Genomic DNA, 13,105 nt, shown 5'->3' on the forward strand with positions numbered 1-13,105 from the left:
TATGGACATGGTCCTCATCGTGATTCCACTCTTCCAGGGTGATATGATATTTGGGCGCGATATATTCAAAGATTTCTCGTGCGCGACCCGAGATCGGATCATTCAGGACCTTTTTCCGGTACTTTACAACCAGGATCAGATGATAACAGAGTAAAAATACTGAATGTGCATTATTGTCGAGTTCTCTCATATTTATCAGCCTTTCTTTCTATTTCGACTGATTTAATTATATCACAAATGAGATCATTTGTCTATTACATTTCAGAACATTTGTTCTGCTTGATCTGCAATCTATTTTTCCTTCAGGCTTATTCATTGTATGCAGGATTGATGATATAGCACGACTACAAAAATCAATATATGAGAAGTTTACAATACACAGCACAGCTATGTGCAATAATCTGATATTTACATGCCAACTATGGCACTATGCAAGAGATAGCAATTCATCTCACCACCTATAGAGGTGGGAGAATTCTTGTTGATTATTGTTAAAAAAGGCACTTATAGGAGAAACATAAAACGTAAAAATCCGGCTCAGGATCTGAACCGGATTTTTGGGAGTATGAAATTTTTATGAAGGTATCACAAATAGTGGTAGGATTATTCTCTGATGTAGGTCTTATCGTTTACAATAATAGTATCGTAGTCCACAATCGTCATATTGCGGGAATTGGAGGAGTCACGATATTTTGTATCACTGGATTTCGCAAAATTGTAGATATGGGTGTCACCGTCGTTGTCATAGTAGAAAGCTGCGATGGAATCTCCTGCACCGACCATGAGCTCGAAGTAATCTTCTCTGTTCTCGTCATTTGTCATGAAGGTTCCGACCATATCCTCGTTTGTGTAGACGGTGGAATCGTCGGAGGAAGTGCTCTGGTTGTTATCAGAAGCGTTGCCGGAGTTATTCTGGCTGTCCATATCTTTCTGGTACTTTAACTGTACAGAGTTGCCGATCATCCAGGCACCGTCCGCATTGACGGTGTAGCCATCCGGAGTTGTTGTATTTGTATAGATATATCCGTTGGAATCGAAGGCATAGCACTCGTAGATCCCGTCCTTATTTCCGTCAAGCCATTTCCACTGGGATACCGGGTAGGAACCATTGTCTTCCTGCCACCACCAGCCGGTCGTGTTCTGAACCCACTGTCCTGCAAAAGCGGTCATTCCCATGGAAGCAGCCATAGCTGCGGTAAGTGCGAGAGTCATAAATTTCTTTTTCATCATGAAACCTCCTGTATTTGATGATTTTGATCCGGTAGAACTGCGGTACCCGTGAATATTACGGACAGTTACAAAATGTGAATGTGAGTATTTTAAAGAGTGCCGGTCAGTTTTCCGTTGGTTTTTATTTCCTTTTGACATATTAAGTATATCAGGGAAATGTGATTAACATGTGAAGACTTTGCGGTGAAACGTGAGGAAAGTGTGGCAGAGGTGAGTCAAAAGAATGGTTTATTTTATGAAAATATAATCAAAAACAGGTGATGCAATTACCGGATCGTAATCGCATCACCTGTGCTTTTTTTGTTATGAAGGACTAGGAAAAATCAGAAGATCATGATTTCTTATCTGCTTCCGGTCCGTAGGTTACGATACCGGATTTATCGGTGCAGTAGTAGTTGTCATCTGCGTCTTTGATGTTTTTCTTGTTCTTCTGGATCGTACCTTTTTCATTGACGAGGTACTGGGCATCTTTGTAAGTTACAACTCCATATTTAGAATCTTCATCAGCAGTCAGACGGAGACCATTTACATAAATGTATCCATCGGAAATACCTGTTTCGCCGACGCCTCTCGGAGAACCGTTGGATCTGAAGCTGAAGGTGTAGGAAGTACCATCAAGGGAGATCGTGGTTGTTCCTGTCTTTGCAGCACCACTGGATTCGAAGTAAACAAGCTTCTGAGTGTTGGAATTCATATTCTTAATAGTATCAACAGAATCTACTTCACCGGAGTAGGAAGTATATTTACCATCTTCATAGTATAAGATCCTGAGACCGGTTACCATCTCACCTTCATTATTGAAGAGGTAGGATTTTCCGTCGATCGTCTTGCACTCTTTTCTTGTAATCTCGCCTTTGGAGTTTGCATAGTACCAATGTGTGGTGTCGCTTTCATGATCACTACTGTTTAAATCCTTCGGCGGAACTGCTTCGAACCAACCAGTATGAAGCTTCGGTTCGTCTTCGTTGCCGTAGTATTTCCAGGTGTCTTTATTGCTGTCATGTACCCAGGAATCCTGAGCGACACCTCTGTCATCGAAGGTGTATTTTACATTGCCGATGGTCTTCTCTGTGCTGACAGTCTTCTTACCGTTGGAAGCGAAGTAGAAGTGGTAAGTCGGCTCGTTATCGTCCTCGTTGTCATCGTCCTTAACGCTGATGTATACCCATGCGTTTGTAACGAGGCTTCCGTCGCCTTCTGCGTCACCGTAGTATGTAGCCGTTGCCCAGTCGGAATCATCGGAGATATTCTCACCTGCAGCTGTGATCCAGCCTGTGAGCATTCTTCCATACATATCAAACGCATACTTCTTTCCGCCGATATCAGCGATCTTTACGCTGTCACCGGTCGTGCGGAGCGCACGTCCATTGTTATCGAAGTAGTACCAGCTTGCGTCGCCGACTTTATCGTCGCCCTGCCAGCTCGGGTTCTCAAGGAAGCGCCAGCCGTTCTTTAACATCTGGCCGCCGTTTCTTAAGTAGTAGTAGTTTCCGTTGTCCTCAAGAAGAGTGTTGCGGATCATATAGCCGTCCTCACCGAGGTAATAGGATTCGCCGTTGTCGGTTCTCCATGCGCTTGTCACGTTGTTGCCGTTATTGTCCGTATAGACCCATTCACTGTTTACGGACTTCCAGGCAGCAAAAGAACTGAATGAAGCACCGAGAGCGAGAACTGCGGATGCGGAAAGTACTGCCAGGCAGAAATTTTTCTTTCTCATTTAATTTTCCTCCTCATGGAAATTGTAACAGCAGCCAGATCGTTGTTTTCACGGCTGCTGAAAATTTTTAAATTGTTTACATATTCTATTATATCAGAATTCCGATTTATGACAATGGTATTTTCCCTTCAACTTGTGGTAAATGTGTGGCAGGGGAATTACAAATTGTTTAAGAAAAAAGTACGGATCAAACTTTATGATGAAAGTGATCGATCCGTACGTTTCGTAGTTCTTATTTTATGATTTCAGGTAATCCGACGCGTCCTTTAAGAAGCTGGCGATGATCAGCAGGATCACGAACGCTACCGGAAACGCTGCAATGATGGAGACACTCTGCAGGTTTGCCATGGAGCTGTCGGAAAATACAAGTGCCATGGGCAGCAGGATCAACAGGATCGCCCAGAAGGCTTTTACTGCATTGTGCGGCTCCTCGTCACCGGTGATCTGGCGGTATGTGTAGGAGGAGGCTACAAGGGCGATGGAGTCAAAGCTGGTAGCATAGAAGGCCACCATGGCAACGATTAAAAGCACAAGGACAAACGGTGCAAGCGGCAGTGTCTGGATAATGGCGATGATCGTTGTGTAGAGATCGCTGCCGGCGGCATAGATCGCCATAACGTCAAGCTTTCCGCTTACCTGGAGTCCGAGACTGTAGTTTCCTAAAATGATAAAGCTTAAGAATGTAGCGCTGACGCTGCAGGCATATCCGCCGAGGATCGTCTGCCGCACCGTTCTTCCGCGGGAGATGGATCCGATAAAGAACGGAGATGCCACGCACCACACCATCCAGTAGGCCCAGTAGAAGATCGTCCATGTCTGCGGAAAGGAAGTGGTCCGCTGCGGATCTGTGAAGGTTGCGAGGCCGAGGAAATTCTGAGCAAGATTTCCGACAGCCGCAAAGCCTGTCTCCAGAATATACCGTGTCTCTCCGCCGAGGAACAGCACATATGCGAGCAGGGCAAAGAACAGATACATGCAGGACTTTGCAAGCAGGGAGATCCCCTTCATGCCGTGCAGCAGGGCGTATGTATAAAAGACGCAGGTGACGGCCAGGATCGCGATCGTGATCCATTTCGAGGACGGAAGATGGAACAGGGTCGTGAGGACCTGGGACATTAACGGAGTTGCCAGTGCGAAGGTCGTCGTTGTCCCCGCGAGCAGGGCGAAGAGGGCGAGGAGATCGATCAGTTTTCCCGGGAGTCCATCGACTTTGTTTCCGAGAAGTGCGCGGCATGCCTCAGAGTATTTCTGCTTATGGCATCCGCGGACATGAAGCATGAAGCCGAAGCACACGGCGAGCACCAGGTAGAACGCCCACGGGATCGGACCCCAGTGGAAGAGCGGGTAGGTGCTGGACCAGGTCTGCATAGAGCCCATCTCGGAGATATGCGGGTCGTTGGCGTAGAGGATCCACTCACAGAAGGAGTAGAACAGGATGTCAGCGGCGAGGCCGGAGGTGAACATCATGCTGGCCCACACGAAGAGCGGGTATTTCGGCTTCTCATCCGGCTTTCCGAGGCGGATATTTCCAAACCTGGAGAAAGCCAGAAACAGGGAGAGCAGGAAGACGAAGAGGCCGACTGCCAGGTAGAACAGGCCGAAGGTGTCGCCTAGGATAAAGCGGATCGTGTCGAGAACGCTCTTTGACGCGTCCGGCATCAGGATGAAGCAGACGCAGAGCGCCAGGATCGCAAGAAACGGTACGATCACAGTGATCCAGTCGATCCGATCTTTTAATGGTGTTTCGGAATTTTTGGAACTCATAATTTGAAACCTCCTATGATGTTCAAAAATTAAATATTTATCAAGATATTGAACATTATAGCACTGCAGGAGAGAGAATGCAAGGGGGAAATGATATGATTCTGCCACGGCCACTGTATTATACAACATTTTCAGTTCAGAACTTGCCTGCCTCCCTGCACGGGAACAAGGACTCAGCGTCAGTTCGGATCATGGGAGGATGGAATGTTTGAGTTTTGCCCTGCGATCCGGATAAAATTGACCGTCAGGAATGTCACACAGAGTATCCAGCCGAGACCGGAAAAGAGAGCAACCGCGGTGAGCCCCATCTTTCCGATCATGATGGCGGAACAGATCGCACGGAAAATAATGTGTAGGGTTGTTCCGCAGAAGGCGATGACCATGTAGCCCTGTCCTTTAAAGTATCCCATGTAAGCACTTCCTGTAAAGCAGAATATATAGAAAACAGAGATCAGCCTTATATAACTATTTCCGTAATAGAGAGCCAGTTCGTCTGAAGAACTCAAAAACAGCCGGAGTGCAGGATCGGAACCAAAGAACATGAAAAGGGAGATTACCACACAGACCGTCCAGTTTAACATCAGCCCCCAAAATAGACTTTTTTTCACCCGGTCATGATTTCCGGCCCCAAGATTCTGGGAGACCATGACGGAGACCGCATTTCCTCCGCTGTCACCGAAGGAATTCGCGAACCCCTCAATGCGGGTCGCTGCCGTATAGGCGGCGATTCCCGGTGTTCCGAGTGTATTGACACTGCCCTGAACGAGAATCTTTCCGATATACAGGCTGGAGGCCTGAAGCGCTGAGATGAGACCGTAGCGCAGAGTGTGGATCATAAGATCCTTATGAGCTCCAATATCTTCTCTGCGGCAGAGCAGTCCCGGATAAGTATCCCGCAGATACAGAAAACAGCAGATTGCGGAGAAAAACTGTGACAGGATCGTGGCCGCGGCAGCACCGCCGGTTCCAAGTCTCAGAATGCCGATAAAGAGAAAGTCCAGAGCAATGTTCATTGTGATGGCGGCAGCGAGAAAAGACAGGGCAACTCTGGTGTTGCCGATAGACCGCAGGATTCCGGATAAAAGGTTATAAAGACAGGTAAAAGGAAGCCCTGCGAGGATAATGAAAAGGTAGGATTCAGCGTAAGGAATGAGTTCGTCCGGGGTGTGGATCAGGTTTAAGATCGGATTCAGAAAGACGGTACACACACCGCTGATGATAAGGGCGATAATCATGCCGAGAAGAAGGGCGGTGAAGACTTCCTCGCGGTATTTTTTTCTGTCACCGCTTCCGTAGAACTGACCGAGGATTACCGTGATCCCGGCGCAGAAGCCGTCGAGAATGAAGATAAAAAGGTTCATAAGACTGCCGGATATTCCCACAGAGGCAAAGGCGTTGGTGCCGAGAAATCTGCCCACGATCAGCGAGTCGGCAGTGTTGTAAAGCTGTTGTAAAATGTTTCCAAGCAGCAGTGGAACGGCGAGGGTTAAGATCTGCTGCCGGATATTGCCGGAAAGCAAAGAGGTCTGGTTCATGGTTATGTACTCCTGAAATATAATCTTCTGATACCGGATTGTTCCGCACTGCGTACTCCAAATTCTGTGCGTTGCTCCGGCTGGTGCCAAATCTGATGGTTCAGTACCTTCACAGAAATCAGTGTATCACAGAAAATATTAATTGAAAAATGAATAATTAAAAAGTAAAATATAATTAAAATGATATATTTTGAACAGGATAAAATATTTGCAGTAAAGAAAATCGGAGAAAACGGAGATCATTATGACAAAAACAGAGTTGGAGGCATTCCTGGCAGTTCTCCAGTATGGCAGTATCTCAGCAGCGGCAGAACGGCTTTTTATCACACAGCCGGCTATGAGCCGCAGAATGAAATCGATGGAAGAGGAACTGGGATACAGCCTTTTTGAACGTGGACGCGGTCAGAGAAGTGTGGAACTTACAGAGAATGGAAAAGAATTCGTTCCGGTCGCGGAACGCCTGTTGACACTTTACAGGGAGGCGGAGGAGATACCGAGAAGAAAGAAAAGTCCGCTTCTGCGAGTCAGCACAGTGAACAGCATTGCTTTTTATCTGATGCCGGCTGTATTGAAAGAAATGATGTCCGCTCGGGACACCTGCAGCATTGAATTTAAGACGGGGCGTTCTTCTGATATTTATGGGTATGTGGAAAATGGAAATGTTGATGTGGCTCTGGTCTCGGATTTTTTAAATTCCAGAAGAATAGTTCCGTTTCCTGTGTTTAGGGAGCCGTTCGTGTTTGCCGGTGGTGAGAGCTGGAGAGAAACGGGGCGAGTGACTCCGGATATGCTGGATCCGGAAGAACAGATCCGGCTGCCGTGGAATCCGGAATATGATATCTGGCACAGCCGATGGTTTCCGCCGGATGCAAATCCGAGTCTCACAGCGGATAAGATGGAATTTCTGGAATATTTTCTGAATGGAAAAAAATGGGCGGTGATCCCGCTTCTTGTTGCAAGGCGATTCAAGAGACAAGACGTGTGGATCTGTCCGATGGAAGGCGGACCGGAGGACATGACGATCTATGGACTCACAAAAGAGAACCGGATGGATGATCAGATTCGAAGATTTTTTCAGTGTGTGAGAGAAGAACTGCAGATGATCGATGGGATAGAGTTGTTTTCAGGAAGATAAGAAGAGATCCTGGTCTCTCAGAAAAATTTATAATTAAATTTCAGACAGGAAAAAGGGCCCAGCCATCGGAACATACCCCAGGATTCCGGTGCGGGCCCTTTTTCAAGAGTTACAATTTATAATCCAAAATTGGATCTTACAGGAAGTTCATAAATGTCGTAATAATAAGTGCATTGAAGAAATCGATGAACAGACTTCCTACTAACGGCACTACGAAGTATGCGGTCGGAGCCGGACCATACTTTGCGGTGATCGCCTGCATGTTTGCCATAGCGTTCGGTGTAGCACCCATACCAAATCCACAGAAGCCGGATGTCATAACGGCTGCGTCGTAGCTCTTTCCGAGAAGGTTGAATACTACGAAGTAAGCGAAGAATGCCATGAGAACTGTCTGTGCCGCAAGCATTACGATCATCGGAAGTGCAAGCTCTGCAAGCTGCCATAACTTTAATCCCATCATTGCGAGACCAAGGAATAAGGAAAGAGAGAAGCTTCCGATCGTGCTGATCTCTTCCATCGGCATATCTTTGTGGGTTGCGTCAACAACGTTACGGATGATAGCAGCAACAACCATTGCTCCGATGTAGCTCGGGAATGTCATTAACTTGTTAAGGAATAAAGAAACGATCGTGCCGGCACCGATTGCGATTGCAAGGTATAATGCGCCGTCCAGGAATCTTCTGGAATCGATCGCGCCGGTAACTTCGTTCTTATCAACTTTAACCTCATCACTGCCGGTAGCAGTCTCTGTGGACTTTAAGTTCAGGGAATGGATACGACGGTAAGCGAGCGGTCCGCCGATCACACAGCCGGCAACAAGACCGAAGGTTGCGGATGCGATCGCAACCGCGTTAGCGCCTACGACACCGGCTTCCTCAAGAACCGGTCCGAATGCGCCTGCGGTACCATGTCCGCCGACCATCGGGATGGAACCAACCGCAAGACCAAGTCTCGGGTCGAGATGGAAAGCACCGGCAAGTACAGCGCCAAGACCATTCTGAAGAGCAACCATGATAATGGAAACTAACAGGAATAAGAGTACCTGAACGCCGCCCTTCTTTAAGAGACGGAAACATGCGGTGTAACCAACGCTACAGAAGAATACAGTCATGAAGAAGGACTGTAATGTGTTGTCGAAAGAGATTTCGAGGATCCCTGCGGATCTTAAAATCAGGTGAACAACAGCGTAAACAACGCCGCCGACAACCGGTTCAGGAATACAGTATTTTGTTAAGAATGGGATCTTGCTTACAAGGAAACGTCCAAGAAGCAGAACCAGTGCAGCAACTGCAACTGCTTGATACATGTTGAGCTCGATTTGTAACATAGTTTTTATACCTCCATACCTTTTATGTACAGAGTATAAGCATGTCCCTTCAAAAAACTTCACAAAGTTACAAAAAGTTACAAAAATTACTTAACAAAATTTGTAATTCCTTAACAATATTTTTATACACAACAAGGTAAAATATGTGAAAAATTCCAATATAAGGAATGTGAAGATGGAAAGGGAATTGTTCCGGATGTGGATTTCCGAGGAATGAAGAGACGCATCAGAAATAGAAAAAACCAGGTACGATCCGTTTTTGCGGAAGATGTACCTGGATCATGAAAAACTATCGTTCGGCTTCCAGCATCAGCCCGTCGATGAATTTTTTGATGCTGACCTTGCCGCCGGATGTGCGTTTTCCCCGGAGATAGTCCATCTCCGCTTTTACGTCCTCGAAGGAGAATAAAGTTCCGGAGTAGAGAGTGTAGGTCTCGTTCATGAAATCCTCGATCCCCATGTGGGCAATGTTGGACATTCCGGCCGCGATCGTCCTGCGGACGCGCTGCTCCATGTTTTTCGGCGAGTCGCTGACAGCCTCACACATCTGGGCAACGCTCAGGTTGGAGACTGGAATGTGGTTGTCGTGGAGATATTCGCAGATCTTTATGATATCCGGGCATCCTTTTTCGCCGGACATGCCGATGCGGTTTAAGATGTACTTTAATTTCCGGCCGTAGTTGTCGGCTTTCGGCTTGTCATCTTTGGTAGGATGTTCGATCTCGTTCATGAACATGCGGCGGATGTTTGCGAGTGTACGTTCGTTGGTGATCTGCTGTTCTACATTTTTTAAGACGGAACGGACTTCAATGAGATTGATCGGTTTGCTGATAAAGAAGTCGACTCCCGCGCTGTAGGCTTTGCTGATCAGCTCTTTGGCAGATACCTGGGAGATCATGATGCACTTGATCGAGGTGTTGACGGCGCGCAGTTCCTTTACGAATTCTACACCGTCCTTAACGGGCATGAAAAAGTCAACGAGGATGACATCCGGCTTGGCGCGCAGCACGTCTGCGAGATTTGCCGGTTCCTCGCCGCAGTCTCCGCAGATTTCCCCGAGATCCTGTGTCTCGATGATGTCCTCTAAAATATTGATGACAGACAGGTCATCCTCTACAATATAGATTTTCATAATGTTTCCTCCACAAGGGAAGTGGCCGGAATCGTGATGGTGAAGGTGGTTCCGATCCCCTGCTCCGATTCAACGTCGATGCTTCCTTTAAATTGTTCTTCCACGGTCATTTTTACGCCATAGAGGCCGACACCGCGGAAAATGTTTCCTGTTTTCTGGTCAAATTTTGTCGAGTAGCCCATCTTGAAGATGTTCGGAAGATGACGGGGGGAGATTCCCGGACCATCATCGGTGACGCGGAAAACATAATTTCCGTCGGTCAGATGTTCCTCAATGTAGATCATTCCGAATTTCCGGTCAGATTCGATCGCCTCGATGGCGTTATTCACGAGATTTTTGAGAACGGCCATCAGCTCATAGTGTTCTTCGGTCATAAAATTATCGGAACACTGGAATTCCAGCTGAATATGGACATTCTTATTTTCCAGAATATGATAAGTTGTGTCTTCAAGGATCTTTAAGATATCCTGAAAGCTCATCTGCTTTTCGTCATATTCTTCGGAAATTTCTTCCTCGATGCCCTGGATGATGCGGATATAATCCTTTTTGATCTCGTGGACATCGCGGGCGATAGCAAGAGACATATGTTTCATGTCTTCCGGCACATCCATTTCATTTAATTTCTCATACAATTTATATGCGTTTGCCATGACGGATTCGATCTCTTCAGAATTTTTCCGCATGAAGTAGATCTCATTTTTCAGTCCTGTTGTCATAAGGAAAAGACGGCGGTAACGGTTCTCGTGCTCTTCGTTTTTTAAGAGTGTCCGGTAGTGACCTTCCGCCATCAGGATCAGACCGGCAAGAAAGGTACGGAACAGTGCGATCAGGAAGAGATATCCTGCCTTGTCCGGAGTCATGGAGTGTGACATACTCTCGGAAATGCACAGTTCTACCAGGTTGGAACCGAAATCAGCAAAAAAAACGGCCGGAAACAGGCGGCTGTAGGAGACGGTATGTTTTCCCGGGACCATGGCTGCGAAAATAATGCCGTAGCAGAAATAGAAGATCGCATTCGGAAAAACACTTTTCGCTGAGACGAGGAGACTGGTCCCGCTGTGGAGCGCCGGAAACAGGCGGAAGAAGAACACGATGACTGCGGTCACAGCGCAGGTGAGCGGTGTGGAAAGACTTTTTCCAAGTGTCATCAGGAGAACGGGCAGTATGATCACGGAAGAAGAGATCCGGAAATTATTTATAAAGATATTCCAGTAAAGCTGGGACACGAGAGCAACGATCAGTCCGATCAGGATCATTCGCCGGATATCGCGCGTCCGCATATTATTTGTCATAAAGCCATTCTCCTTTTCAGAATTCGAAGCAGATGGAATCATCATCCTATATCTTATTATAATACGTTATTGTTAAAGAAAAGTCAATGAGACGGTCAGGAGTTGCTTCGCGGAGCGCGGACCGAAGCACGGAAAGAGCTGAAAACGGGGGACAGGGAGCTGCTGCAGGCGGCAATGACTAAGATTTTTATGGGGTCAGGTTCAAAAAAATAAAAAAACAGAAGCAAAACTTTATTTTATAAGTTGAAATATTGGTTTTAATGAATTATAATAAGTGCTCAGGGGAAAGATAATCTGAAATATATCGTTGAATCATGAGGAGGAAACTGACATGAAACCATATCGCGAAATGTCAAAACAGGAACTTGCGTCTTTAAAGGAGCAGCTGGAAGCGCTGTATAAGGAGTATCAGGGAAAAAATCTCAGCCTGAATATGGCGCGGGGAAAGCCATGCAAAGAGCAGCTGGACCTTTCTCTTCCTATGATGGACGTTTTAAACAGCAGCAGTGATTATATGACATCGGCCGGTGATGTGAGAAACTACGGAGTCCTGACCGGGATCCAGGAGGCGAAAGAGCTCATGGGTGCGATGATGGACTCGCCGGCCGAGAATATCGTGATGTACGGAAACGCGAGTCTGACACTGATGTTCGATACCGTGAGCCGTTCCTGGACGCACGGGGTATGCGGAAGTACGCCGTGGTGCAGACTTGACAAGGTGAAATTCCTCTGCCCGGTCCCGGGATATGACAGACATTTCGCGATCACGGAATACTTCGGGATCGAGATGATCAACATTCCGATGACAGGTGAAGGTCCGGATATGGATCTTGTTGAAAAATATGTAAATAATGACGAGAGTGTGAAGGGAATCTGGTGCGTTCCGCTCTATGCGAACCCGAGCGGTGAGTCTTACTCAGATGAGACTGTGAGAAGATTTGCAAACCTGAAACCGGCTGCGAAAGATTTCCGTATCTACTGGGACAACGCATACTGTGTTCATCATCTGCACCCGGATCACCCGGATCATGTCCTCGACATTCTTTCTGAGTGTGAAAAAGCAGGAAATCCGGACATGGTATATAAATTCGGTTCGACTTCAAAGATCAGCTTCCCAGGTTCCGGAATCTCCGCGATCGCTACTTCAAAGGCAAATATCGATGCGCTGAAGAAGCAGATGAATGTCCAGATGATCAGCCATGACAAGATCAACCAGCTCCGTCATGTCCGCTTCTTTAAAAATATCGATGGTTTAAAAGCGCAGATGGCTAAGCACGCTGAGATCCTCAGACCAAAATTTGAGGCAGTCGATGAGATCTTAAATAAGGAACTTGGCGGTCTGGAGATCGGGAAGTGGACAAAACCGAACGGCGGATATTTTGTCTCCTTCGACTCTCTTGACGGATGCGCGAAAGCGATCGTTGCGAAGTGCAAAGAGGCCGGTGTTGTGATGACCGGTGCCGGAGCGACTTACCCATACGGAAAAGATCAGCACGACTCCAATATCAGGATCGCGCCGTCCTTCCCATCCCTGGATGACCTCAGACAGGCGGCAGAGATCTTCTGCGTGTGCGTAAAACTTGTGAGTGTTGAGAAGCTGCTCGCAGAATAAAACGTCGTAACTGTTCAGCAGCCGGATACCTACAGGAACCTCCCACGGAGCTTCCATTCGGATGCATGGCAAGTTACGAGCAAAATCCATTCCAAATCGCTTTAAAAGAAGGTTACAGTACACGGGCACTCCATGCCCGCGCCCTGTAACAGGATTTTGCCGATGCTTCGCATTCCGAATCGGCAAAATTCGCAACCATAACGGTATCATACGGAATTTTCAGTTCAGAAAATTCCTACCCGTGAAAAGTAACAAAAGAAGGACTGACAGCTAGAAATTCGGCTGTCAGTCCTTTACTTTTTTGCGTTGGTATACTAAAATGAAAAAGACTATCGAATATGATAGGGAAATCCTGAAAAAA

At 46.8% G+C, this 13,105-nt stretch carries 10 protein-coding genes; 2 read left to right on the forward strand and 8 right to left on the reverse strand.

From position 1 onward, the window contains the following. The 5 genes from tnpA to V2546_RS08450 all read right to left on the reverse strand — a co-directional run. Nucleotides 1-190, reverse strand: a 190-nt coding sequence (tnpA, locus tag V2546_RS08430; RefSeq protein WP_329752053.1) for an IS200/IS605 family transposase, incomplete at its 3' end; no start/stop codon positions are given. A gap of 413 nt (nucleotides 191-603) precedes the next feature. Further along, the gene (locus V2546_RS08435; RefSeq protein ID WP_215703208.1) at nucleotides 604-1,230 is read right to left on the reverse strand and encodes a hypothetical protein; all 627 of its coding nucleotides are present in this window, start codon (nucleotides 1,228-1,230) and stop codon (nucleotides 604-606) included. Nucleotides 1,231-1,561: 331 nt separating this feature from the next. After that, a complete protein-coding gene (locus V2546_RS08440) occupies nucleotides 1,562-2,947 on the reverse strand; it encodes a cell wall-binding protein (RefSeq protein WP_329752054.1) in 1,386 nt (461 codons plus the stop codon). 237 nt (nucleotides 2,948-3,184) lie between these two features. After that, a complete protein-coding gene (locus tag V2546_RS08445) occupies nucleotides 3,185-4,711 on the reverse strand; it encodes a BCCT family transporter (RefSeq protein ID WP_329752055.1) in 1,527 nt (508 codons plus the stop codon). A gap of 179 nt (nucleotides 4,712-4,890) precedes the next feature. After that, on the reverse strand, nucleotides 4,891-6,246 hold the full coding sequence (locus V2546_RS08450) for an MATE family efflux transporter (protein ID WP_329752056.1): 1,356 nt from the start codon (nucleotides 6,244-6,246) through the stop codon (nucleotides 4,891-4,893). 244 nt (nucleotides 6,247-6,490) lie between these two features. Between V2546_RS08450 and V2546_RS08455 the strand changes: the two genes are divergently transcribed. Then, a complete protein-coding gene (locus V2546_RS08455; RefSeq protein WP_118650875.1) occupies nucleotides 6,491-7,381 on the forward strand; it encodes a LysR family transcriptional regulator in 891 nt (296 codons plus the stop codon). Nucleotides 7,382-7,517: 136 nt separating this feature from the next. On the opposite strand, the gene gltS is transcribed toward V2546_RS08455, so the two are convergent. The 3 genes from gltS to V2546_RS08470 all read right to left on the reverse strand — a co-directional run bounded on the left by gltS (nucleotide 7,518) and on the right by V2546_RS08470 (nucleotide 11,132). Further along, complete coding sequence (gene gltS, locus V2546_RS08460; protein ID WP_215703213.1) at nucleotides 7,518-8,708, reverse strand: sodium/glutamate symporter; 1,191 nt, start codon at nucleotides 8,706-8,708, stop codon at nucleotides 7,518-7,520. A gap of 289 nt (nucleotides 8,709-8,997) precedes the next feature. Beyond that, nucleotides 8,998-9,840, reverse strand: a complete 843-nt coding sequence (locus V2546_RS08465) for a response regulator (protein WP_329752057.1) — start codon at nucleotides 9,838-9,840, stop codon at nucleotides 8,998-9,000. Beyond that, complete coding sequence (locus tag V2546_RS08470) at nucleotides 9,837-11,132, reverse strand: ATP-binding protein (protein WP_118530418.1); 1,296 nt, start codon at nucleotides 11,130-11,132, stop codon at nucleotides 9,837-9,839. The genes V2546_RS08465 and V2546_RS08470 overlap by 4 nt, the downstream gene beginning before the upstream one ends. Nucleotides 11,133-11,463: 331 nt before the next feature. Here V2546_RS08470 and V2546_RS08475 point away from each other — a divergent pair, with 331 nt between their 5' ends. Next, nucleotides 11,464-12,744: an aspartate aminotransferase type Ic gene (locus V2546_RS08475; protein ID WP_329752058.1), complete on the forward strand. Its 1,281-nt coding sequence runs from the start codon at nucleotides 11,464-11,466 to the stop codon at nucleotides 12,742-12,744. Nucleotides 12,745-13,105 lie beyond the last annotated feature (361 nt).

Source organism: Clostridium sp. CM74B_53 (assembly GCF_036318045.1).
Taxonomy (GTDB): Bacteria; Bacillota; Clostridia; order Lachnospirales; family Lachnospiraceae; genus Pilosibacter.